The following is a 21678-nucleotide window of genomic DNA, read 5'->3' on the forward strand; positions in this document are numbered from 1 at the left end:
TCAGCAGCTCCTACAGATCCCATGCTTGCTGCGAGACAGCGCGGTGTCAGGGACAGCAGGGCGGCTCCTTCAGAAAATGGCATGAGCACAGACAGTCGTGGGTCTCTGACGGTTGCTGGATATTAGTGTGACTTAAGCATGTGATTTGGTCATATATCGACCCTATGTGTCTCTAGCGGCGTTGGAGTACACTCGTCCCATCGACACTGACTTCGCGCATTCATCGCGCGATTCCTTCATTCAGACGTACTGCTCCTGTCCCAGTGAGGTTTGCCATGGCTGACTACAAAGCGCCGTTGCGCGATATGCGTTTCGTACTTAATGAGGTCTTCGAGGTCTCGAAGCTTTGGGCGCAGTTACCGGCACTTGCTGAGACGGTTGATGCAGAGACAGTCGAAGCGATCCTGGAGGAAGCAGGCAAAGTCACCAGCAAGAGGATCGCGCCGCTGAGCCGCAATGGTGATGAACAAGGCTGCAGCTGGAACGATACTGCCGTCACCACCCCCAGTGGATTTCCACAGGCCTATCAAACCTATGCCGAAGGCGGCTGGGTAGGCGTTGGCGGTAATCCTGATTTCGGTGGCATGGGCATGCCCAAAGCGGTTTCGGCTCAAGTCGAGGAAATGCTCAACTCGGCAAGCCTGGCCTTTGGTCTGTATCCGATGCTGACTTCGGGGGCATGTGTTTCGATCAATACCCACGCCACTGAAGAACTCAAGGCGACGTACCTGCCCAATATGTACTCCGGCGCCTGGTCTGGCTCGATGTGCCTGACTGAAGCGCATGCCGGTACTGATCTGGGCATTATTCGTACGAAGGCCGAGCCTCAGGCCGATGGTTCGTACAAAGTTAGCGGTACGAAGATTTTCATCACCGGCGGCGAGCACGACCTGACCGAGAACATCATCCATCTGGTGTTGGCCAAGCTGCCGGATGCTCCTGCAGGTCCTAAAGGCATCTCGCTGTTCCTGGTGCCCAAGTTCATGGTCAATGCCGATGGCAGCCTGGGCGCGCGTAATACCGTGAGCTGCGGCTCTATCGAGCACAAGATGGGTATCCAGGCTTCAGCAACCTGCGTGATGAACTTCGATGAAGCGACGGGTTATCTGATCGGTGAGCCGAACAAAGGCCTGGCGGCGATGTTCACCATGATGAACTACGAGCGCCTTGGTGTCGGTATCCAGGGCCTGGCCTCCGGCGAGCGCTCCTATCAGAACGCTATTGAATATGCTCGTGATCGTCTGCAAAGCCGTTCACCGACGGGCGCTCAACAGCCCGAAAAAATGGCTGACCCGATCATCGTGCACCCTGATGTCCGGCGCATGTTGCTGACCATGAAGGCACTCAACGAAGGCGGCCGTGCGTTCTCCACTTACGTGGCCATGCAGCTGGATATCGCCAAATTCAGCGAAGACGAAATTGCGCAGCAGCGAGCTGATGAGCTGGTGGCGTTGTTGACGCCAGTGGCCAAGGCATTTCTGACCGACATGGGGCTGGAAACGACCGTTCACGGTCAACAGGTGTTTGGCGGCCATGGCTATATTCGTGAGTGGGGCCAGGAGCAATTGGTGCGTGATGTGCGCATCACCCAGATTTACGAAGGCACTAACGGCATTCAGGCTCTTGATCTGGTCGGTCGCAAGATCGTGGGCAGTGGTGGGGCGTATTACACGCTGTTTGCTGATGAGGTCCGTGGCTTCATCGCTGGCTCTGATGCGTCGTTGAGTGAGTTCACCAAGCCATTGGGTGCGGCACTCGACACGCTGGACGAGTTGACTCACTGGGTTCTTGATCGCGCCCGCAATAATCCTCAGGAGATCGGCGCAGCTTCAGTCGAGTACCTGCATGTATTTGGCTACACCACTTACGCTTACCTGTGGGCGATGATGGCAAAAGCCGCGCTGGGTAAGGAAGCTCAGGAAGATTTCTACGCCAGCAAGCTGGGGACTGCGCGTTTCTACTTTGCTCGCTTGTTACCGCGTATCCACTCGTTGAGCGCGTCGGTCAAGGCGGGAAGTGAGTCGCTGTTCCTGCTAGATGCGGCGCAATTTTGACGACAGAAGCTTTGTAAGCATTTGCTTACAGTGCGTGGTGCTGTTTGGCCTCTATCGCTGTAATGGATCCAAAGTTAATCTTTGTTCCATGGACGTAGCGCAGGAAGCGCAACAAATAACACGGACACGTAAGGATGCCTGCCAGGATGGTGGGGAGAAATGGATGTCAGGGAAACAGTCTGCAAAACCCCGCCTAGGCGGGGTTTTCTTATTGGGGGCGATTTAACTGCAGGCAAGCTGCGGGCTTGATCGATACCATTGAGGCACCCAGTTACGTTAGGTAATGGCTTGTTGCCAGATCAAAATGGAACCTCTTTCATCGCCCATGGGTCCATTCGCTGTGTGGCTTACGAGAGCCATTTAATCTGGAGTTAACCCATGGACATTATTCGCATCATTTTCGCAATTCTGCTGCCGCCCGTGGGCGTCTTCATGCAAGTTGGTTTCGCTGGCGCGTTTTGGTTGAACATCCTGCTGACGATCCTTGGCTACTTCCCCGGCATCATCCACGCTGTGTACATCATCGCCAGCCGTAAGTGATTCGCTGAACATGTTGGAGCGAGGCTTGCCCGCGAATCTATCGCCTCGGTGTGCCTGAAACGCCGCGTTATCTTTCTTCGCGGGCAAGCCTCGCTCCAACAGATAAACGCGCTAGCCCACCCGAAACTTCGCCACCATTCCCTGCAAATGCGTGCCCAAGCGTGCCAGCTCGACGCTGGACGCGGCTGTTTGATCGCTTGCCGCAGCCGTCTGCTCTGAAACATCCCTGACGCTGATGATATTGCGGTTGATCTGCTCGGCCACCGCGCTTTGTTCTTCGCTGGCGGTGGCGATCTGTTGGTTCATATCCTGAATGGTCGATACAGTGCGGGTGATCTGCTCCAGCGCGTTACCCGCGCGGCGGCTCAACTGCACGCTGTTGTCGGTCAGGCTGCGGCTGTTGTCCAGCGTCGTGGCCACTTGTTGAGTGCCGCTCTGCAATGCTGCGATCAAGTCTTCGATTTCCTCGGTGGACTGCTGGGTGCGTTGCGCCAGACCGCGAACTTCATCGGCAACCACGGCAAAGCCCCGTCCCGCTTCCCCGGCTCGCGCGGCCTCGATGGCGGCGTTAAGCGCCAGCAGGTTGGTTTGCTGCGAGACTGATTTAATGACATCAAGCACACCACCAATTTTGTCGCTTTCCAGCTTCAGCAGATTCATGGCCTGAGTCGATTTCTTGACCTCCTCTGCCAACTGCTCGATTTGCCCGATAGCCTGACCGACGACCTGATCACCTTCCCGGGCCTGCTGGTCGGCTTGCGCGGCTGCTTGAGAGGCATCTTGAGCACTGCGCGCCACTTCATGCACGGTAGCGGTCATTTCGTTCATGGCTGCGGCCACCTGATCGGTCTCGTCTTTCTGACTGTTGACCCCAATGCTGGTCTGTTCGGTCACGGCAGACAGTTGCTGCGCCGCATCGGTAATCTGCGCGACGCCCTGGCTGATCCCGCCGATTAACTGTCGCAAGCTCAGCGTCATGGCCTGCATGCTGCCTTGCAGTTGTCCCATTTCGTCTTTGCGCTGGACCTGCAGGTCTTTGCTCAAGTCGCCCTTGGCGATTCTTTCTGCGGCCGCCAGGGTTTCGCGCAGCGGCGCGATGATCTGTTGCGTCATGACCCACGCGGCAAGCAAACCCAGCAGCATGGCCATCGCTGCAACGCTGCTCAGTGTGGTGCGTGAGGCGCCTGCTTCTGTATCGCGTTGCTGGCTTTGCAGGGCAAGCAGTTCGGCGACACTGCTCAGCATTTTGTCACCGAGGTCTTCGAGCGTTTCCTGAGCGGCTTCCACTTTGACCTGGCTGTCCTTGAAACGAGTGAGCTGAGCACGATAGCGCTCCAGCGCCTCTTTAGCTGGTTGCAAGCCTTTCAGGCTGGCGTCGGCCTGATCCTGGCCGATCTGCTGCACCTCTTTCAATGATTCGTCGATAGCCGCGATAGCTGCTGTTTCGTAGGCCTCGTGCGCGGTGAAGGTGTAGGCCTGCACCTGAAAGCGAGCATTCTGAATCTGCTGTTTGAGTTGCGAGATGTTGGTGAACTCTTCCAGCCGTTCGCCATTGTCCTGTTCCTGGCTAACTGCTTTAAGCACTTCACTCTCAACCAGCGCAACGGCCTGCACCGCTTGTTCCGATTGTTGCTCAAGCTGGGTTCGGGACAAGTCTCGTCGTTGGTTCTCTTCACTGAGTGTCGTGAAGGTGTGCTCCATGTCGGATACGATTTTGCTTTGCCCGGTCAGTAAGTTAACGCTGGTACTGTCGTCGGTTTCTTTACGCAAGGTGGCCAGATGGCTCTCTAGCCCATTGAGCTGATTGACCACCTTGTTCGCATTTTCAGAGCTGTTTTTCTGGCGATAGATGATGCGGTCAGTCCGCAAGTCTTTGGTCATGTTGCTCAGCAGCCCGATGGAAGTCAGGGACTCCGAGCGCTCGATCATGGTGTCCAGGCCATGCCAGCCCGTCAGGGTGATAGCCATCGTGAGCATCAGTACCAGGCCGAAACCCAGCGATAACTTGAGTCTCACGCTGGCATTGCCAAGTGTGTGATTGATCCATCGAAACATCGGGAAGCTCCTGCAAATGTGCGAAACAGGTAGGCACCTGAATAGCCAGGGCCTACGTTGTCAGCGCATCGGCTGGAGAAAGAAGAGCGCGACCTGAGCAGGTCGTAGGGGGATTCTGAGTGAAGTGTGTGAATGGGGTTACACCCCATTTCCGGACACGGCGCGGTCTGTTTGTGGGAGTTGAGCTTGCTCACGATAAGGCCGGACGCGATCTAAAGTGAATCGCGTTCAGCCTTATCGCGAGCAAGCTCAACTCCCACAAGGAATCTCATTCCAATTCAGGCGTTAAACCTTGAACTTGCTCACCATCACCTGCAAATGATTACCCAGCCGCGCCAGCTCAACGCTGGACGCTGCGGTTTCTTCACTGGCAGCGGAGGTTTGTTCAGAGACGTCTCGCACGTTGAGAATGCTGCGATTGATCTCTTCGGCGGTAGCGCTTTGCTCTTCTGCGGCAGCGGCAATTTGCTGGTTCATTGCCTGTATCGCCGAGACGGTCTTGGTGATGTTTTCCAGCGAGCTACCGGCCCGGCGAGTCAGCTCGACGCTGCTGACGGTCAGTTCCCGGCTGTTATCCATGATCGTGGCCACTTGTTGGGTGCCACTCTGCAGGCCTGCAATGAGTTGCTCGATCTCTTCAGTGGACTTCTGAGTGCGCTGGGCGAGGCTGCGCACTTCGTCAGCGACCACTGCGAAACCACGTCCGGCTTCACCGGCACGCGCGGCTTCGATTGCGGCGTTGAGGGCAAGCAGGTTGGTCTGTTGTGCCACCGACTTGATCACGTCCAGCACGCTGCCAATCTTGTCGCTTTCGCGCTTGAGCTCGTTCATCGCTTCGGTAGAGTTGCCCACTTCCGAGGCCAGACGCTCGATTTGAGTAATCGCTTCGTTAACCACGCGATCACCTTCACGAGCCTGCTGATCGGCTGCGACGGCCGCTTCAGATGCTTCCTCGGCGTTACGCGCGACTTCCTGCACAGTGGCGGTCATTTCGTGCATCGCGGTGGCCACTTGATCGGTCTCGACTTTCTGGCTGTTCACCCCGGCGCTGGTTTGCTCCGTCACTGCAGATAGCTCTTCTGCCGCGCTGGCAATCTGGGTCACCCCGTCACGAATCCCGCTGATCAACTGGCGCAGGTTGACGGTCATGCGTTGAATGCTGGTTTGCAACTGACCCATCTCGTCGCTGCGATCAACGATCAGGTCATGACTCAAGTCGCCGCCGGCAACGCGTTCGACAATGTTCAGGGTCTGCAGCAATGGAACGACGATCTGACGGGTGATGATCCAGGCCGCGATTGCGCCGAACAGCAGGGCCAACACGGTGACCAGCGTCAGGGTCGATTTGGCTTTTGAACTCTCCGCTTCGCGCTTCTTGTACTGGTCACCGTTAAGTTTTGCGCTCAGGTCGAGCAGGTCCGTACCTTCTTTGGTCATCGTTGCCAGCGCTTCTTTACTGGCGGCCTGTGCGTCGCGGTATTGGTCCACCGCTGACTGATAGGCTTTCAAACCGGCTGTTGCGCCCTGCAGGCCCGACAAGTAGGTCGACGGGATGCTGCCTGCCAGCGTATTGATACCGACCAGCGCTTCATCAATGGCGGCTCTGGCGTTCTTTTCGAACTCCGGTTTACCGCTGTAGGTGTAGCCCCGGACCTGAAAGCGGGCTTGCTGGATCAGTTTGCTGACGCCGACGGCATCGTTGAACTGCACAATGCTGTCGCCCTGCAGCAAAGCTGCTTCGATTTTGTCGATTTCGGCAACAGCTCTGTCGGCGGCATCCCCCATCAAGCTCCGGCTGGCTTCACGGGCGGTGATGGCCTTGATCATTTCGTTGAATGTTTTGCGATAGTCATTGGCCGATTGTTGCTGTTCTTCCAGCCACTGCTGGCTATCGAGGCTGACGACCATGCCGCGCGCTTTCTTGATGCTGGCGTCGACTTTATCGAGGGTGGCATTCATGGCTGCAGCAGCTTCAGCATCGTACTGACGCTCATAGACCAGGCGGCGGATACGCAGCTCCATGGTTTGGTTGGCGACATCCGCGATCGCTCCTAGCTTGTCGCCACGTTCGATCAGCGCTCCGACGCTGAGCCAGCCGGTCACTGTGATCAATGCGGTCAACAGTAAAACCAGGCCGAAACCAAGCCCGAGTTTTAGACGGACGCTCATATTGCCGAGACTTTTGCCGAGCAAACCCATGCGGAACTCCTTGGGATGAACTTGTTATAGGTATTTTCCTACAACATGCATCGGCAGGGAGGAGTCGAACTGAAGGGAAGGATGCGCTCTAGATAGGCATACATTCCCCCGTAGGAGCTCACCGAGGTTACGAGGCCAGCGATGGCGGTGCGTCAGATAAACCGTTATCGCTGGCCTCGTAACCTCGGTGAGCTCCTACAGGATTTGGGCTAACTCAGAAAATTGTATTTTTTTGGTCGGAGGTCGCCCTGTGCCCCAGCCACAGCGCTTTGCTTGTTTCGTCTATCAGAACAACCGGGCCAACAACGCAGTCACCGCCGTTTCAACCCGCAGGATGCGGTCGCCGAGTTGCACCGGTTGCAGGCCTGCTTTGCTGAGCAGGTCGACTTCATAGGGAATCCAGCCGCCCTCGGGGCCAATGGCCAGGGTGACTTGCCCGGTTACAGCGCGTGGGCAGGTGGGGAAGTTGCCGGGATGTCCGACCAGACCCAACGTGCCTTGGGCCAGTTGTGGCAGGCGATCCTCGACAAACGGTTTGAAGCGCTTTTCGATAATGATCTCGGGCAACACACTGTCGCGTGCTTGTTCAAGGCCGAGAATCAGTTGCTCGCGAATAGCTTGAGGTTCAAGGAATGGCGTCTGCCAGAAGCTTTTCTCGACGCGATAACTGTTGAGCAGAATGACCTTGGGCACCCCCATGGTCGCCACTGTCTGAAACACCCGACGCAGCATTTTCGGGCGGGGCAGTGCCAATAACAGGGTTAGCGGGAGTTTGGCGGGCGGGGCGCTGTCGAGGGTAACGAGCAACTCGGCTTCATGTGCTTCGAATCGCAGCAGTTCTGCGCTGCCCAACAGGCCGTCAATACGGCCTACGCGCAAGGTGTCGCCGACTTCTGCGCGATGCACCTCTTGCATGTGCTTGAGGCGCCGGTCGCGCAGTACGACCCGGTCAGCCTCTACGAAATCAGCATCTTCGAGAAGCAGCAGATTCACGGCTGAGTCGCGGGCGGCTGGTCTTGCCTGTCGTCTTCGGGCTGGTCATCGGCATGATCACCGCGCTTGGTGATCAGCGAACTGCACAGCACCCCAACTTCGAACAACAGCCACATCGGTACCGCCAGCAGTGTCTGGGAGAAGATGTCCGGCGGGGTCAGGATCATGCCGACCACGAAGCAGCCAATGATGACGTAAGGGCGAATCTTCTTCAGGTACTTCACATCGACGATGCCGATCCAGACCAGCAGCACGACGGCTACGGGAATCTCGAACGCCACGCCAAAGGCGAAGAACAGGGTCATGACGAAGTCCAGATAGCTGGCGATGTCCGTCATCATCGAAACGCCTTCAGGCGTCACGCTGGCGAAGAAGTGGAAAATCAGCGGGAAGACCAGGTAGTAAGCGAACGCCATGCCCGAATAGAACAGGATGATGCTCGACACCAGCAATGGCACAGCAACGCGCTTTTCATGCTTGTACAGGCCCGGTGCGATGAAGCCCCAGATCTGGTGCAGGATCACCGGCATTGCCAGGAAAAGCGCCACCATCATGGTCAGCTTGAACGGCGTGATGAACGGTGACGCCACGTCGGTGGCAATCATCGTAGCGCCTTCGGGCAGGAAAACCCGAAGCGGTGCCGAAACGAAGGTGTAGATCTTCTGGGTGAAGTAAAACAGGCAGGCGAAGATCACGAAAATCGCCAGGACGCATTTCAGCAGGCGCGAACGTAGTTCTGTGAGGTGCGAGACCAGCGGCATTTGCTGGTCGTTTTCCGGAATATCGCTCATGGGGCTCGCGGTGGCAGTGACGAATCGTTGGCGGAAGATGCGTTGGGTAATGGCGCTGCTGGCGACACGTGCGCAGGTTCAGTCTCGACATGGGACGTCGGTTCAGCAGCGGGCGAAGTGCCCGCCGGAGCAGCCGGACCCAAGTCGGACGCGGGTGTCACAGACGGCGTGTTCGGGATGGTCGAAACCACCGGTTCAGCGGGCGCCTGCTCAGCTGCCGGAGCCGGATTGGCGGGTGGCTGCTGGGGTGACATGATCTTGCGCGCTTCTTCTTCCAGCGACAGGATGTGCTCGTTATGCAGTTGCCGACGGATTTCATCGGCGCCTATTTCGCGTTCAACTTCCTGTTTGATCGCATTGAAACTGCGCTTGAGCCGACCGATCCACAGGCCGGCGGTACGCGCAGCGCCCGGCAGACGCTCGGGGCCAAGCACCAACAGGGCGACGAGACCGACCAGCAGCAGTTCAGAGAAGCTGATACCAAACATTCAATACGACCTAGTCTTTGCGGATTGGCTCTTCGATTTTATGCGCTTGCGCGTCGATGGTGTGCGGCTGGTTCAGGGGCGAGCCCTGTGGCGCAGCTTGCGGCGGTTGCTGAGGTTGCACCGGCGGTTGCTCGGCAGGCTTCTCATCATCGTTCATGGCTTTACGAAAGCCCTTGATCGACTCACCGACATCGCTGCCCAGACCCTTGAGCTTCTTGGTGCCGAACACCAGTACCACGACAACCAGAATGACGATCCAGTGTTTCCAGTCAAAAATACCCATGAAGCAATCCTCGTAGAAATTTCAAGCTCGAAAAGTGAAAGTCAGTCAGCGGTGCGTGCGGCTTTTTCCGCATGCCCGGACAATCCGAAACGACGGTCCAGTTCATCGAGCACTGCCTGTGGATGCTGACCGAGTGATGCAAGCATCACCATGCTGTGGAACCAGAGGTCAGCGGTTTCGTAGATGACATCGCTGCAATCGCCGCTTACAGCGGCATCCTTGGCGGCAATGATGGTTTCGACCGACTCTTCGCCGACCTTTTCCAGAATCTTGTTCAGTCCCTTGTGATACAGGCTGGCGACGTAAGAGCTGTCGGCAGCGGCACCTTTGCGCGACTCCAGCACTTCGGCCAGGCGGGTCAAGGTATCAGTCATGTTTCAGTGTCCTGCGTGATAAATAGCTTCAGGATCTTTCAGAACCGGTTCAACGGTCTTCCAGGTGGCGTCTTCATAGACGCGGTAGAAGCAGCTTTCGCGCCCGGTATGGCATGCAATGCCGCCAATCTGCTCGACCATCAGGATGATCACATCGGCATCGCAGTCCAGACGCAGCTCGTGAAGCTTCTGCACATGTCCCGATTCTTCGCCTTTACGCCAGAGTTTGCCACGCGAACGCGACCAATAGATTGCACGATTCTCTGCGGCGGTAAGGCTGAGGGCCTCACGGTTCATCCAGGCCATCATCAGAACGCGGCCGGTCCTGTGATCCTGAGCAATGGCAGGCACCAGACCGTCGCTGTCCCACTTGATTTCGTCCAGCCAGTCTTTCATATCTACTCCGGCAGCCGGGCTTCAGGCCTCGGCGGATTCAACAGTGTGCCAGCGGCCAGCGCTGCTGGCTATCGGCGGATGACCAGATACAGGCCCGCCACCAGCATGATCCAGGCGGGCCAGGCGATCGGCGCCACCAGTGCAGTGCCTTCAGCGAACAGCGACGAGGCCATTACCGCACCGCCGCCCAGCAGCGCCGAACCCAGCAAGCGTAACGCCCAGCCATCACCGCGCTCGCGCCAGGGCGGCGGCGGATCGGCCTTGTGCGGTTGCGACATGCGCTCCAGCAGGTCGCGTGTCATGTTGGCCAGGTGAGGTATTTGCTCGACCTGAGATTGCAGATTGCCGAACAATGTTTTCGGGCTGACGCGTTCACGCATCCAGCGCTCCAGAAACGGCTGCGCGGTGCTCCACAGATCCAGATCCGGATACAACTGACGGCCCAGGCCTTCGATGTTCAACAGGGTTTTCTGCAGCAGAACGAGCTGCGGCTGGACTTCCATGTTGAAGCGTCGGGCCGTCTGGAACAGACGCATCAGCACCTGACCGAAGGAAATATCCTTGAGTGGCTTCTCGAAGATCGGCTCGCATACGGTACGAATCGCGGCTTCAAACTCGTTGAGTTTGGTTTCTGCTGGCACCCAACCCGAATCGATGTGCAACTGGGCAACGCGACGATAATCGCGTTTGAAGAAGGCAAACAGGTTACGGGCCAGATAATCCTGATCTTCCGGCGTCAGGCTGCCGACGATCCCGCAATCGATAGCGATGTATTGCGGACTCCACGGGTTGACCGTGCTGACGAAGATATTTCCGGGGTGCATGTCGGCATGGAAGAAGCTGTCGCGGAATACCTGGGTGAAAAAAATCTCCACGCCGCGTTCGGCCAGCAACTTCATGTCGGTGCGTTGATCCGCCAGGGTGGCCAGGTCGTTGACCTGAATCCCGTAGATGCGCTCCATGACCAGGACTTTCGGGCGGCACCAGTCCCAGTACACCTGAGGCACGTAAAGCAGTTCCGAGCCTTCGAAATTGCGTCGCAACTGGCTTGAATTGGCCGCCTCGCGGAGCAAGTCCAGTTCGTCGTAGATAGTCTTCTCGTAGTCGGCAACCACGTCGACCGGGTGCAGCAGACGGGCGTCAGCGGACATTCGCTCAGCGGTACGGGCCAGAATGAATAGCCAGGCCAGATCCTGGCCAATGACCGGCTTGAGGCCCGGCCGCACGACTTTGACAACGACTTCTTCGCCCGTCTTCAGGCGCGCCGCGTGGACCTGCGCCACCGAAGCCGAGGCCAGCGGTGTTACGTCGAAACGACTGAACACCTCACTGATTTTCGCACCCAGTTGTTCCTCGATCAGTTTGATCGCCACTTGTGGGTCGAACGGCGGAACGCGATCCTGCAACAGCATCAGTTCGTCGGCGATGTCCTCGGGCAGCAGGTCGCGGCGGGTAGACAGTATTTGCCCGAACTTGATGAAGATGGGACCAAGGTCCTGCAGCGCCAGACGCAGGCGCGCCCCTCTAGGCAACTCGGCGTTATTGCGCGGCAGCAAGCGCCACGGCATGACGAAACGCGTGGCTTTCATCCACCAGGGCAGCGGCAGAGCGAACAGCAAGTCATCGAGACGGTAGCGGATCACGACACGCTGGATACGAAACAAACGGCGGACGGCAAGCAGCTTCATGCGTTATCGCTGGAGTCAGAGGATTGGGCGAGACGCTCAAAGCGCGCCTCAAGGCGTTCCAGATCAAGTTTGATCCGGTCTAGTTCGGCAAAACGTGCTTCGGCTTCATGTTTCCCCACCAGCGTGCGCGACTCTTCGTTCAAATAGTCCGCAAGGCTCTGGCTGAGGTTGGTGAAGCTGTCTTTGCTCCAGCGTGCGCGGCTGCGCAGGTGATCACCCAGCAAGGTAGTGGCTACCGGGCCGAGCCAGCGGGACAGCTCGTATTCCCAGTCCAGTTCGAGATCCTGAAGGATGCCGACCAGTTCCAGTAACACGCCACTGTCACCGTCCAGTTCGACATCGGGACCATGCAGCACCGCGCTCTTGTCCTGGCTCACAGCCAGCCTCATCAGGCTGGCCGCAGGCGCGCGCAGTGTGCAATCGGCCTCGACCTCCCAGTGGGAGGCCAGCAGCAGGCCTTCATCGCTGGGCATGATGAACAGCTTCAGCGACGGGTTACGGCAATCCACCACAATCACTTTGCCCGACAGACGCTCAAGGCGTGGCAGTGCGGTGCTGTCCAGACGCAACACGCGGTTGATGCCGTGCTCGACGCTGGCGAGCAAGCCGCTAAGCAACATCAGGGTTTGATGCCGCGATGCAGTGCCACGACGCCTGCGGTCATGTTGTGGTAGGTCACACGGTCAAAACCGGCTTCGACCATCATCGACTTCAGGGTCTCCTGATTCGGGTGCATGCGGATCGACTCGGCCAGATAGCGATAGCTTTCCGAGTCATTGGTGACCAGCTTGCCCATCAGCGGCATGAACGCGAAGGAGTAAGCGTCATAAGCCTTGGACATCAGCTTGTTGGTCGGCTTGGAGAACTCCAGCACCAGCAGGCGACCGCCCGGCTTGAGTACACGCAGCATTGAGCGCAGCGCATCTTCCTTGTGAGTGACGTTACGCAGGCCGAAAGCGATGGTCACGCAGTCGAAATGGTTGTCAGGGAACGGCAGCTTTTCAGCGTCGGCCTGAACGAATTTGACGTTGCCTGCCACGCCCAGGTCCAGCAGACGGTCACGACCGACCTTGAGCATGGACGCGTTGATGTCAGCCAGCACCACTTCGCCGGTAGGGCCAACAAGGTGGGAAAACTTCCTGGTCAGGTCGCCTGTACCGCCCGCGATATCCAGCACACGGTTGCCGGTGCGAACGCCGGAGAGTTCGATTGCGAAGCGCTTCCAGAGGCGATGCATGCCGCCGGAGAGCAGGTCGTTCATCAGGTCGTACTTGGCTGCGACGGAGTGGAACACCTCCGCAACTTTCTCGGCCTTCTGGCTTTCCGGCACTTTTTTGTAGCCGAAGTGAGTAGTAGGTTCGGCATCGCTGCCTTTGCGCGGATCATTCATATCGCGTTCACCGGAATAAAGTGTTGCCATTCTAATCGCCGTGGCTGGCTTTGTCTTGACAAGGCTCACCGCCAACAGTTTCTTCATCCGGGGTGGCTGTTATAGTTGCCCCACGATTTACCTTGCGCTGGAGGAGCCCCTGGATGGCCAAAATTACTGTTGAACGCCCGCACACGCTGGGTAAGGAAAAGGCCCGCGAGAAGGCTGAGTTGCTGGTCGAGAAGCTTGCCGACAAGTACGGTATCGAGCACGAATGGAAAGGCGACGTCGTCAAACTGGAAGGCAAGGGCGCCAAAGGGACTGTTGATGTCGAGGACGCGCTGGTGCGCGTTAACCTGGAGCTGAATTTTTTCCTGTCGGCCATGAGCGGGCAGATTCAGGCAGAAGTCGAGCGGCAGCTGGATAAAGCGTTATTGGCCTGATGCGACAACATGCCGGTGGCTGGCAAATTTCTCTGTAGGAGTGAGCTTGCTCGCGATGGCGCCAGGTCCGCCGAATAAGATTTGAATGATCTATCGAATCGCGAGCAAGCTCACTCCTACAGAATTAATTTTTGCAGCGGCGTCGCGATTTCCTACACCCCTTCAACATCACCCAAACCTAGGGTGAGCATTCTAATTTTTCCGGCTAATTTCGTGTCCATGCCCCGTTGTCCCTGGGGGCGATCCTCAAATATTCGAGCGTGAGGTTCATCATGGCCAAAGTTACGTTGAAGAAAAAAGTCAAAGACGTAGAAACCAAGTCGGTCTCCGACGTCCGCCTGTATGCCCGCAAGGTCTGGCTGGCGGGGCTGGGTGCCTACTCCTGGGCGGGTCAGGAAGGCGCTGAGTACTTCAAGGAGCTGGTCAAAGTTGGCGAGCAGACCGAGAAGAAAGCCAAACAGGTGATCGACGATAAGGTTGATGCAGCCAACAGCGAGATCGATTCCGCTAAAAGCGAGCTGACATCGGTCAAGGGGCGAGTCGAGTTGCAACTCGACAAAATCGAAAGCGCATTCGATCGGCGGGTCGCCAGCGCCTTGAATCGCATAGGTATACCGTCTAAACATGATGTGGAGACACTCTCTGCTAAGCTCGATGAGCTGACGGCATTGCTTGAACGTGTCGCGCGTAAACAATAAGGAGAGCAGGATGGCTGGCAAGAAAAAAATCGAGAAAGAAGGCAGCTCCTGGATTGGCGAGGTCGAGAAGTACTCCCGCCAAATCTGGCTGGCTGGTTTAGGCGCTTACTCCAAGATCAGCAATGACGGCAGTAAGCTTTTTGAAACCCTGGTAAAAGATGGCGAAAAGGCCGAAAAACAGACCAAGGCCGAAGTCGATAAACAAGTCGATTCGGCCAAGGACTCTGCCAAGGCTGCGAAGTCTCGTGTGGGTGATGTCAAAGACCTCGCGCTGGGTAAATGGAGTGAGCTGGAAGGGGCTTTCGACAAGCGTCTGAACAGCGCCATTTCGCGTCTGGGCGTACCGAGCCGCAATGAAGTAAAGGCATTGCACAGCAAGGTTGATCTGCTGACCAAGCAAATCGAGAAGCTGACAGGTGCGTCGGTAACTCCTGTTTCAAAAGCGCCTGTTTCCAAGGCCGCGGCGTCTAAACCAGCGACCAAAACCACCGCCAAACCACTGGTTAAGGCCGCCGCGAAACCGGTTGCCAAGGCCGCCGATAAAGTTGCGACAAAAACCGCAGCGGCCAAACCGGCAGTCAAGGCAGCAGCAGCCAAACCCGTTGCTGCGGCGAACAAGGCCGCCACTAAAACAGCGACCAAAGCCAAGTCCGTAGCGGCCAGCAAACCGGCTGCGGCGAAAAAACCGGCCGCTGCCAGGAAACCTGCTGCGCCAAAGGCGGCACCGAAGGCTGCGGCTAAACCTGCACCGAAACCCGCAGCCGCACCAACCGCAACGCCAACGCCCGCGGCGACCAATACCGCAGCAGCACCGGCATCGACTACGCCGTCGACACCGGCCAGCCAGTCCTGATTCAAGGGCTGTAATGCAAAAGCCCGACCTGCGAAAGCAGGCCGGGCTTTTTTATTGGGGCTCAAATGCAATCCCTGTGGGAGCTGGGCTTGCCCGCGATAAACGATAACTCGGTGCATGCCCGTAAAAAAGGTTGACCCTATCGCGGGCAAGCCCAGCTCCCACAGGGATATGTGTTTGTTGCGCCAACGCAGAGTGTCAGAGGCAGAGCCACTGCCTGAAGAACTGTCAGTACTGCGAGAATTCATTCCTCCAGATAATGTCTCGCCAGTTGCTGCGCCGCATACCGTGAACCCGGCGTCAGATGCGGCGCGACAAGCATCATGATCTGGTAAACCACGACCCTCACTTCAGCTTCACGCCCCAGAATTCGTTGGTAGTCCAGCGAGAACAGCAAGGTCATGGTGATTTGCTCCACCAGTTGCCCCAATGCCTGGGTATCACTAATGACCTGGCCTTCCGCTTTCAGGCGTGCCAGTAACGACGCCAGCGTGCGCTTGAGGCTATTGAGCAGGTTGCGAATACCGCGAGCCAGTTTGGGCAACCGTCCTGCCAGGTTTGACAAGTCCTGAAACAGGAAGCGGTAAGCCGCCAGTCGCTCGACGATCAAATGCAGGAACAACCAGTAATCCTCGGCGGCCAGTTGTGCATCTTCGGGTGGGTTTAGCAGTGGCGAAAGCTCTGCCTGGAAACGCTCGAACAGGCCGAGCACCAAAGGCTCCTTGCCGTGGAAGTGGTAGTAAAGATTGCCAGGGCTGATACCCAGTTCGTTAGCAATTTCCAGAGTCGAGACATTGGGTTCACCCTGTTGGTTAAACAACGTCAGGGCGCATTCAAGGATTCGGTCGCGGGTTTTCATCCGGTCTTCTTGTTGGCAGATAATTTCGAATGGAAATGTGTGCACTTGTAGGAGCTGCCGAAGGCTACGAATCGGGGCCTTATGGCACACCGCTTTCGCAGCCTTCGGCAGCTCCTACAAGGGATTAGTGCCAAGCGTTTTACCGAACATGAACATAAGTCCCCGGTGCAGCCTCCATGGGCGTGTAAGTAGCGTTGCCCAACGCCATCCGGGTCTCGCGCTGAGTGCCCGACCGGGCTTGTATCCATTCCAGCCAGGCTGGCCACCAACTGCCCTCATGGTTTTTTGCGTCGTAAATCCATGCGCGTGGATCACTGCTGAGTTTGCCGCTCTCGACGTAATTGGCTTTGGGGTTACCCGGCGGGTTGAGAATACTCTGCACGTGGCCACTGTTGGCTAGCAGGAAACGACGGTCGCCACCCAGCAGAAGTGTCGAACGATAAACCGCGTCCCATGGCGTGATGTGGTCGTTGATGCCCGCGACGTTGAAGCTGTCCACGGTCACCTTCTGCAGGTCAATGGGTGTGCCACAAACTTCCAGTCCCCCTGGGTGAGTCAGCGGGTTGTGCTTGAAGAAGTCCAGCAGATCGCCGTGCAATGCGGCGGGCAGCCGGGTGCTGTCGTTGTTCCAGTACAGAATGTCGAAAGCGGGGGGTGCCTTGCCCAGCAGGTAGTTGTTGATCCAGTAACTCCAGATCAAATCATTCGGCCGCATCCAGGCGAAGATCTTCGCCATGTCCCGACCGTCCAGCACGCCTTGCTGATAGGAGCGACGCTTGGCGGCCTCTAGTGTCGTTTCGTCGATGAATAACGTCGCGGCGCTTTCGATCTGACTGTCCAGCAGGCTAACCATGTAAGTCGCGCTGGCGACTTTGCGCAGTTGCCGCTTAGCCTGCAAATGCCCTTGCAGCGCGGCGATGGTCAGTCCTCCAGCGCACGCACCAACCAGGTTTACTTCTTTGGCTCCGGTGATGGACCGGCATACAGCCATCGCTTCTTCGGTGGCTTGAACGTAGGTGGACAACCCCCATTCACGGTGCCGCACATCCGGGTTACGCCAACTGATCATGAACGTCTGCAAACCGTTCTTGAGGCAGTACTGGACGAAGCTGTTGGCTGGGCTCAGATCAAAAATATAGTACTTGTTGATTTGCGGAGGCACGATCAACAGTGGCCTGGCGTACTGTTTTTCGCTCATGGGCTTGTACTGGATCAGCTCCAGCAGTTCGTTACGAAACACCACCGAGCCTTGAGTCGCCGCCACTGTGCGGCCTACTTCGAAAGCGTCTTTGGTGGTTTGTCGGGGCAGGCCGTTGTTGTGCAGCAGGTCATCGAACATGTGACCAAGGCCTTTGACCACGCTGTTGCCGCCGCTATTGAACAGCTCTTTAACCGCCATCGGGTTTAGCAAGGTATTGGAGGGTGAGAGAGCATCGTTGAGTAGCGAGAAAATGAAGTGTGCCCGTTCGCGATCATCCTTGGACAGGTCAGTCTCATCGATCCAGTGCCTGACCTGATGCTGCCATGCCAGATAAGTCTGTAGCCCGCGACGATACAGCGGGTTCAGGCTCCAGGTCGGGTCGGCGAAGCGGGTGTCGCGGGCAGGCAGTTGATAGGGCGTCTCGCCCAGCAGCATGACACGGCCGACTTGCTTGCCCAGAGCCAGCGCGTGCCGGGCGCTGCGCAATGGATGCTGCAAGCCTTGGGCTGCAACCTTGCGCAACGTCGAAAACAAATCCTGGCCGCGCAGACCAGTAATCGCGCTTTGTGCATTGATGTAAGTCGCCGGAGTGGTCTCGGCGCCTTTGGTTGATCGTTCTCGCATGGGGGCAACACTCCTTCGTTGTGCCATCGACCGATACATCTGTGCAGACGCGCCCCTTGAGGGCGTGCGTCGTTCTGCGCCGTATAACTTCCATTCAAACGGCGCAGTCGGTGAAGCGTTGGTGCTGTGTCGGGAATCCTTGTGTGTCTGTGATGGTCAGTGTGCGCTCGGTGTCGGATGCGGATGCATCACGGCGCGCTGACGTTCCTGCTGGAGAAATTTCATGATGATGGGGGCAACTGCTTCAGCGCGGGTGATCAGGAACAAATGACCGTCATCGATTATGTGTAGCTGGGCGTTGGGGATCCGCCAAGCCAGAAGGCGCATATTTATTAACGGGATCAGTGGATCATCGTCGCCTGCCAGCACCAATGTTGGCTGATGAATCTTGTGCAGCCAGTGGATACTGGTCCAGCCCATGCCTGCAAACAGTTGCCAGTAATAGCCCAGCTTGCCGGACGAACGGACCTTCGCGGCATGGTTGGCGGCCAGATGGGGATCACGCCGGAACGCACCACCGTAGATTTCCGGTGCAATACGAATGACGTGAGACGGTTGTATGTAGCGCCGCGGGCTGGCCATCAACCAGAGCACTCGCGGTTTGCCGGGTACCATCACTGCCCCCGCTGCTGTCGCCGCCAGCACCAGCTTTTTGCAGCGCTCCGGGTAGTCGTAAGCGAACTGTTGGGCCAGCGCGCCGCCCCATGAAACGCCGATAGCGTTGACTTGGCCATAGTCCAGATAGTCGAGCATGCGTGCCGCCAGTTTAGCCAGACCGGGAAACCGGTACGGGCGACTGGGCGTCGAAGAGCCGCCGACGCCGGGCACATCGAAGGCGATGATTTCCAGCTCTGGGTCCAGCGCGTCAACGAAAGGGAACACCAACTCGAGGTTGGCGCCAATACCATTGAAAATCAGCAGTGGAGTCAGATGACTCTTGCCTGGGCGTACAGCAGTCCGGATGCTGTGGCCATCCAGATCAATGGTGCGAAAAATAAACGGTTGCGGCATGCGCGAAGCCCTGTGGGTTAAACCGCTGGAAAAGCCGTCCTGCGCTTTGACCAGATCGCCCGAGGCCGGGCGCCGATGTGGAATGTCAGTGGTTACTGTAGGAGCTGCCAAAGGCTGCGAAAGGGGCTGAAAATGCTTCGCAGCCTTCGGCAGCTCCTACAGTTTTCTGTCTGCCGCGAGATAGCTCCTACCTTTGTAACGGCCATCGGCAGCCGTTCCTGACTCCACCCGTCGCATCAGCCCCTAGCGTTCATGCACGTAGGTCCCCGGTGAAGCCTCACCAGCCGGGAAAGCCTTGCTGCCCAGAATCGCCGGGGATTTTCTGAGTTTGCCGGATCGTTCGCTTAGCCAGTTCTGCCAGTGCAGCCACCAGGAGTCGGTGTGCTTGGTGCCGTTTTCCTGCCAGACCTTCGGATCGACCGGCAACTCGCTGTTGGTCATATAGCGTGCCTTTGGATTGCCGGGCGGGTTGAGAATGCTCTGGATATGGCCACTGCTGGACAGTACAAATTCTGTCTTCCCACCGAACAGCCGTGCTGATTTGTAGCAGGAGCCCCATGGCGTGATGTGATCGTTGGTCCCGGCCAGACAAAACACATCGCTGGTGACCTGTTTAAGGTCGATAGGCGTACCGCACACTTCAAGCGCATTGGGGCGGATAAGCGGGTTGTTCTTGAACATCTCGATCAGGTCGCCGTGGAAGGCGGCGGGCAGGCGGGTGGTGTCGTTGTTCCAGAACAGGATGTCGAACACTGGCGGCTCGTTGCCGAGCAGGTAGTTGTTGACCCAGTAGTTCCAGATCAGGTCGTTGGGGCGCATCCAGGCGAACACTTTGGCCATGTCGCTGCCTTCGAGTACTCCCGCCTGATACGAGTGGCGCTTGGCCGATTCCAGCGTTTGCTCGTCGACGAACAACGCGACGTCGGTGTCCAGCGTGGTATCGAGCACGCTGACCAGCAACGTCAGGGCATTGACCTTCTGATCGCCCAGTGCGGCGTAATGGCCGAGCAGCGCAGTGCAGGTAATGCCACCTGAACAAGCGCCGAGCATGTTGACGTCTTTACTGCCGGTGATGGCGGTGACCACATCGACGGCTTCCTTGAGCGCATCGATGTACGTCGACAAGCCCCATTCGCGCTGAGCCTTGGTCGGGTTACGCCAGCTGATAATGAACGTCTGCACGTTACTGCGCAGACAAAAACGCGCCAGGCTTTTTTCCGGGCTCAGGTCGAACACGTAGAATTTGTTGATTTGCGGCGGTACTACCAGCAGCGGCCTTTCATGCACTTGCTCGGTGATTGGCTTGTACTGAATCAACTCAAGCACATCGTTGCGAAACACCACCGAGCCTTCGCTGGTGCCCAGGCTCTTGCCGACTTCGAAAGCGTCCATGTTGACCTGGCTGGGCATGCCGCCGTTGTGCACCAGATCCTTGGCCAGGTGAGACAGGCCGTCGAGAACGCTTTTGCCGCCGGTTTCGAAGAAGCGTTTGATTGCTGCTGGATTAGCGGCGGTGTTGGTGGGCGACATGGCTTCGGTCATCAGATTGATGACGAAGTGCCCGCGACTGATTTCCTGAGGGGAAAGATTGCTGTCGCCGATCCAGTCATGCAGTTCCTTGCGCCAGGCCAGATAGGTCTGCAAGTAACGGCGGTAAACCGGGTTCTGACTCCAGGCCGGGTCATTGAAACGCCGGTCTTCCGGAGCAGGCTGCAGGGCTGATTTACCCAGAAGCACGTTCTTGAGTTCGACGCTCAAGTGCGCGATGTGTTTGGCGCTATGAAAGGGTTGTTTCAACGCCTGGCGCAGGACCATGCGGGCAGTGGTCAGCAAGTCCTTGCGCCGCAGGCCAACCACCGGATTCAAACCCAGCGTGTGTTCCGAGGCTTGTTGCTGCAGGTCATCGTTGTTTCTGCTACTCATTCACGACGCTCCATTGTCCTGTGGTGAGTACCGCTTCCCTGTGAATCAGTGACACAGGCAGATGCCGGTACTACTGCTCGGGTGACCGATGATGGCTAAACCGCTTATCCCTGAAGAGGTGGCCGTCGCGGTGGACGCGTGAACAATTGCGCTCCTTGCGACGACTTCTTTGCAAACCTTTCAACTGCATTTGAGGATGCAGGGAACTTGCCAAAACCATTGGTTACGCGAGATTGCGAAAAATCGCAAGCAGCACCAATCATTGGCCGCTGCGCGGCACATTCAAGCAAAAGGAATTAGAAAGTGCGTCCTAAAACGCCGGGCGGCTCTGGGGTGCGGGTTAGAGCATCAGCCGGATGACTTGCTCGGAAGGGTCGCGGGACTTGCCAGCGTTTTTCAGCTCAAGCAGATAATCATTCCACAGGTCTTCCTGGCGTTGCGCCAGTTCGTAAAGATACTCCCATGTGAACAGTCCGCTGTCATGACCGTCGTCGAAGGTCAATTTCAGTGCGTATTGCCCGGCAGGTTCTACCTTGGTAAGCCCTACGCCGAGTTTGCCGAATTGCAGGATCGGCTTGCCATGGCCCTGAACCTCGGCCGATGGCGAATGCACCCTCAGAAACTCTGCAGGCAGGTGATATTCCTCGCTTGGCCCGTACTTGAGAGTCAGGGTTTTCGAGGCTTTGTGGAGCTGGATGGCTGTAGGAAGTTTGGGCATGTCACACCGGATGATATCTGTAGGAGTGAGCTTGCTCGCGATCGGCTGCGAAGCAGTCGTGAATTAGTGAATTCACCATTGCTAAAAAGGTCGTGCCGACCTTATCGCGAGCAAGGTG

21 protein-coding genes and 2 pseudogenes are annotated in these 21678 nt (G+C 57.3%); 5 read left to right on the plus strand and 18 right to left on the minus strand.

Annotated features, from left to right (window positions below; genetic code table 11):
* Positions 1-275 precede the first annotated feature (275 nt).
* Both AUC61_RS02035 and AUC61_RS02040 read left to right on the plus strand, forming a co-directional pair.
* On the plus strand, positions 276-2054 hold the full coding sequence (locus AUC61_RS02035; protein WP_243244228.1) for an acyl-CoA dehydrogenase C-terminal domain-containing protein: 1779 nt from the start codon (positions 276-278) through the stop codon (positions 2052-2054).
* 378 nt (positions 2055-2432) lie between these two features.
* Entirely contained in the window at positions 2433-2594 is a 162-nt protein-coding gene (locus AUC61_RS02040) for a YqaE/Pmp3 family membrane protein (RefSeq protein WP_049826708.1), read from the plus strand.
* Between the two features lie 111 nt (positions 2595-2705).
* Here AUC61_RS02040 and AUC61_RS26545 read toward each other — a convergent pair whose 3' ends face one another.
* The 13 genes and pseudogenes from AUC61_RS26545 to ubiE form a co-directional block, all read right to left on the minus strand.
* Positions 2706-3422, minus strand: a complete 717-nt coding sequence (locus AUC61_RS26545) for a methyl-accepting chemotaxis protein (RefSeq protein ID WP_422764888.1) — start codon at positions 3420-3422, stop codon at positions 2706-2708.
* Positions 3423-3455: 33 nt separating this feature from the next.
* Positions 3456-4649, minus strand: a pseudogene (locus AUC61_RS26550) (methyl-accepting chemotaxis protein); the annotation flags it as partial.
* Between the two features lie 285 nt (positions 4650-4934).
* On the minus strand, positions 4935-5798 hold the full coding sequence (locus tag AUC61_RS26825) for a methyl-accepting chemotaxis protein (protein ID WP_479692263.1): 864 nt from the start codon (positions 5796-5798) through the stop codon (positions 4935-4937).
* Positions 5790-6848 (minus strand): annotated as a pseudogene (locus AUC61_RS26830) (methyl-accepting chemotaxis protein); the annotation flags it as partial. The gene AUC61_RS26825 and the pseudogene AUC61_RS26830, both read right to left, overlap by 9 nt.
* 285 nt (positions 6849-7133) lie before the next feature.
* Positions 7134-7841, minus strand: a complete 708-nt coding sequence (locus tag AUC61_RS02055; protein ID WP_243244231.1) for a 16S rRNA (uracil(1498)-N(3))-methyltransferase — start codon at positions 7839-7841, stop codon at positions 7134-7136.
* Positions 7838-8632, minus strand: a complete 795-nt coding sequence (tatC, locus tag AUC61_RS02060; protein WP_243244232.1) for a twin-arginine translocase subunit TatC — start codon at positions 8630-8632, stop codon at positions 7838-7840. The genes AUC61_RS02055 and tatC overlap by 4 nt, the downstream gene beginning before the upstream one ends.
* Positions 8629-9120 carry a Sec-independent protein translocase protein TatB gene (gene tatB / locus AUC61_RS02065; protein ID WP_243244233.1) on the minus strand — a complete coding sequence of 164 codons (492 nt, stop codon included), beginning with the start codon at positions 9118-9120 and terminating at the stop codon, positions 8629-8631. Before tatB ends, tatC begins: the two co-directional genes overlap by 4 nt.
* A 10-nt stretch (positions 9121-9130) precedes the next feature.
* Positions 9131-9403 carry a twin-arginine translocase TatA/TatE family subunit gene (locus tag AUC61_RS02070; protein ID WP_243244234.1) on the minus strand — a complete coding sequence of 91 codons (273 nt, stop codon included), beginning with the start codon at positions 9401-9403 and terminating at the stop codon, positions 9131-9133.
* Between the two features lie 41 nt (positions 9404-9444).
* Complete coding sequence (locus AUC61_RS02075) at positions 9445-9777, minus strand: phosphoribosyl-ATP diphosphatase (protein WP_122664128.1); 333 nt, start codon at positions 9775-9777, stop codon at positions 9445-9447.
* Positions 9778-9780: 3 nt separating this feature from the next.
* Positions 9781-10173, minus strand: a complete 393-nt coding sequence (hisI, locus tag AUC61_RS02080; protein ID WP_243244235.1) for a phosphoribosyl-AMP cyclohydrolase — start codon at positions 10171-10173, stop codon at positions 9781-9783.
* 68 nt (positions 10174-10241) lie between these two features.
* Positions 10242-11861, minus strand: coding sequence for a ubiquinone biosynthesis regulatory protein kinase UbiB (gene ubiB / locus AUC61_RS02085; protein ID WP_243244236.1), 1620 nt, complete (start codon positions 11859-11861; stop codon positions 10242-10244).
* Positions 11858-12481 carry a ubiquinone biosynthesis accessory factor UbiJ gene (locus AUC61_RS02090; protein ID WP_243244237.1) on the minus strand — a complete coding sequence of 208 codons (624 nt, stop codon included), beginning with the start codon at positions 12479-12481 and terminating at the stop codon, positions 11858-11860. The genes ubiB and AUC61_RS02090 overlap by 4 nt, the downstream gene beginning before the upstream one ends.
* Positions 12481-13251 carry a bifunctional demethylmenaquinone methyltransferase/2-methoxy-6-polyprenyl-1,4-benzoquinol methylase UbiE gene (gene ubiE, locus AUC61_RS02095; RefSeq protein WP_243244346.1) on the minus strand — a complete coding sequence of 257 codons (771 nt, stop codon included), beginning with the start codon at positions 13249-13251 and terminating at the stop codon, positions 12481-12483. The genes AUC61_RS02090 and ubiE overlap by 1 nt, the downstream gene beginning before the upstream one ends.
* Positions 13252-13394: 143 nt before the next feature.
* On the opposite strand from ubiE, the gene AUC61_RS02100 reads away from it, so the two are divergent.
* The 3 genes from AUC61_RS02100 to AUC61_RS02110 all read left to right on the plus strand — a co-directional run bounded on the left by AUC61_RS02100 (position 13395) and on the right by AUC61_RS02110 (position 15224).
* Positions 13395-13673 carry a polyhydroxyalkanoic acid system family protein gene (locus AUC61_RS02100; RefSeq protein ID WP_243244238.1) on the plus strand — a complete coding sequence of 93 codons (279 nt, stop codon included), beginning with the start codon at positions 13395-13397 and terminating at the stop codon, positions 13671-13673.
* A 272-nt stretch (positions 13674-13945) separates the two neighbouring features.
* A complete protein-coding gene (locus AUC61_RS02105) occupies positions 13946-14371 on the plus strand; it encodes a phasin family protein (protein ID WP_243244239.1) in 426 nt (141 codons plus the stop codon).
* A 10-nt stretch (positions 14372-14381) separates the two neighbouring features.
* Positions 14382-15224: a phasin family protein gene (locus AUC61_RS02110; protein ID WP_243244240.1), complete on the plus strand. Its 843-nt coding sequence runs from the start codon at positions 14382-14384 to the stop codon at positions 15222-15224.
* Positions 15225-15468: 244 nt separating this feature from the next.
* Here AUC61_RS02110 and AUC61_RS02115 read toward each other — a convergent pair whose 3' ends face one another.
* The 5 genes from AUC61_RS02115 to AUC61_RS02135 all read right to left on the minus strand — a co-directional run bounded on the left by AUC61_RS02115 (position 15469) and on the right by AUC61_RS02135 (position 21560).
* Positions 15469-16083, minus strand: coding sequence for a TetR/AcrR family transcriptional regulator (locus AUC61_RS02115; RefSeq protein ID WP_243244241.1), 615 nt, complete (start codon positions 16081-16083; stop codon positions 15469-15471).
* A gap of 139 nt (positions 16084-16222) precedes the next feature.
* Positions 16223-17908, minus strand: coding sequence for a class II poly(R)-hydroxyalkanoic acid synthase (gene phaC, locus AUC61_RS02120; RefSeq protein WP_243244242.1), 1686 nt, complete (start codon positions 17906-17908; stop codon positions 16223-16225).
* A 156-nt stretch (positions 17909-18064) separates the two neighbouring features.
* Complete coding sequence (gene phaZ, locus AUC61_RS02125) at positions 18065-18919, minus strand: poly(3-hydroxyalkanoate) depolymerase (protein ID WP_243244243.1); 855 nt, start codon at positions 18917-18919, stop codon at positions 18065-18067.
* A 243-nt stretch (positions 18920-19162) separates the two neighbouring features.
* Positions 19163-20842, minus strand: a complete 1680-nt coding sequence (phaC, locus tag AUC61_RS02130; protein ID WP_243244244.1) for a class II poly(R)-hydroxyalkanoic acid synthase — start codon at positions 20840-20842, stop codon at positions 19163-19165.
* 340 nt (positions 20843-21182) lie between these two features.
* Positions 21183-21560, minus strand: coding sequence for a gamma-butyrobetaine hydroxylase family protein (locus tag AUC61_RS02135; protein ID WP_122398295.1), 378 nt, complete (start codon positions 21558-21560; stop codon positions 21183-21185).
* Positions 21561-21678: the final 118 nt, after the last annotated feature.

It is taken from the genome of Pseudomonas maioricensis (assembly GCF_022790535.1).
GTDB classification, from domain to species: Bacteria; Pseudomonadota; Gammaproteobacteria; order Pseudomonadales; family Pseudomonadaceae; genus Aquipseudomonas; species Aquipseudomonas maioricensis.

Excerpts from the sequence above, each read along its gene's own strand:
- AUC61_RS02035 (WP_243244228.1), top strand. The coding sequence starts at position 276 with ATGGCTGACTACAAAGCGCCGTTGCGCGATATGCGTTTCGTACTTAAT.
- AUC61_RS02040 (WP_049826708.1), top strand. The coding sequence starts at position 2,433 with ATGGACATTATTCGCATCATTTTCGCAATTCTGCTGCCGCCCGTGGGC.
- AUC61_RS26545 (WP_422764888.1), bottom strand. The coding sequence starts at position 3,422 with ATGAACGAAATGACCGCTACCGTGCATGAAGTGGCGCGCAGTGCTCAA.
- AUC61_RS26825 (WP_479692263.1), bottom strand. The coding sequence starts at position 5,798 with ATGACCGTCAACCTGCGCCAGTTGATCAGCGGGATTCGTGACGGGGTG.
- tatC (WP_243244232.1), bottom strand. The coding sequence starts at position 8,632 with ATGAGCGATATTCCGGAAAACGACCAGCAAATGCCGCTGGTCTCGCAC.
- tatB (WP_243244233.1), bottom strand. The coding sequence starts at position 9,120 with ATGTTTGGTATCAGCTTCTCTGAACTGCTGCTGGTCGGTCTCGTCGCC.
- AUC61_RS02070 (WP_243244234.1), bottom strand. The coding sequence starts at position 9,403 with ATGGGTATTTTTGACTGGAAACACTGGATCGTCATTCTGGTTGTCGTG.
- AUC61_RS02075 (WP_122664128.1), bottom strand. The coding sequence starts at position 9,777 with ATGACTGATACCTTGACCCGCCTGGCCGAAGTGCTGGAGTCGCGCAAA.
- hisI (WP_243244235.1), bottom strand. The coding sequence starts at position 10,173 with ATGAAAGACTGGCTGGACGAAATCAAGTGGGACAGCGACGGTCTGGTG.
- ubiB (WP_243244236.1), bottom strand. The coding sequence starts at position 11,861 with ATGAAGCTGCTTGCCGTCCGCCGTTTGTTTCGTATCCAGCGTGTCGTG.
- AUC61_RS02090 (WP_243244237.1), bottom strand. The coding sequence starts at position 12,481 with ATGTTGCTTAGCGGCTTGCTCGCCAGCGTCGAGCACGGCATCAACCGC.
- ubiE (WP_243244346.1), bottom strand. The coding sequence starts at position 13,251 with ATGAATGATCCGCGCAAAGGCAGCGATGCCGAACCTACTACTCACTTC.
- AUC61_RS02100 (WP_243244238.1), top strand. The coding sequence starts at position 13,395 with ATGGCCAAAATTACTGTTGAACGCCCGCACACGCTGGGTAAGGAAAAG.
- AUC61_RS02105 (WP_243244239.1), top strand. The coding sequence starts at position 13,946 with ATGGCCAAAGTTACGTTGAAGAAAAAAGTCAAAGACGTAGAAACCAAG.
- AUC61_RS02110 (WP_243244240.1), top strand. The coding sequence starts at position 14,382 with ATGGCTGGCAAGAAAAAAATCGAGAAAGAAGGCAGCTCCTGGATTGGC.
- AUC61_RS02115 (WP_243244241.1), bottom strand. The coding sequence starts at position 16,083 with ATGAAAACCCGCGACCGAATCCTTGAATGCGCCCTGACGTTGTTTAAC.
- phaC (WP_243244242.1), bottom strand. The coding sequence starts at position 17,908 with ATGCGAGAACGATCAACCAAAGGCGCCGAGACCACTCCGGCGACTTAC.
- phaZ (WP_243244243.1), bottom strand. The coding sequence starts at position 18,919 with ATGCCGCAACCGTTTATTTTTCGCACCATTGATCTGGATGGCCACAGC.
- phaC (WP_243244244.1), bottom strand. The coding sequence starts at position 20,842 with ATGAGTAGCAGAAACAACGATGACCTGCAGCAACAAGCCTCGGAACAC.
- AUC61_RS02135 (WP_122398295.1), bottom strand. The coding sequence starts at position 21,560 with ATGCCCAAACTTCCTACAGCCATCCAGCTCCACAAAGCCTCGAAAACC.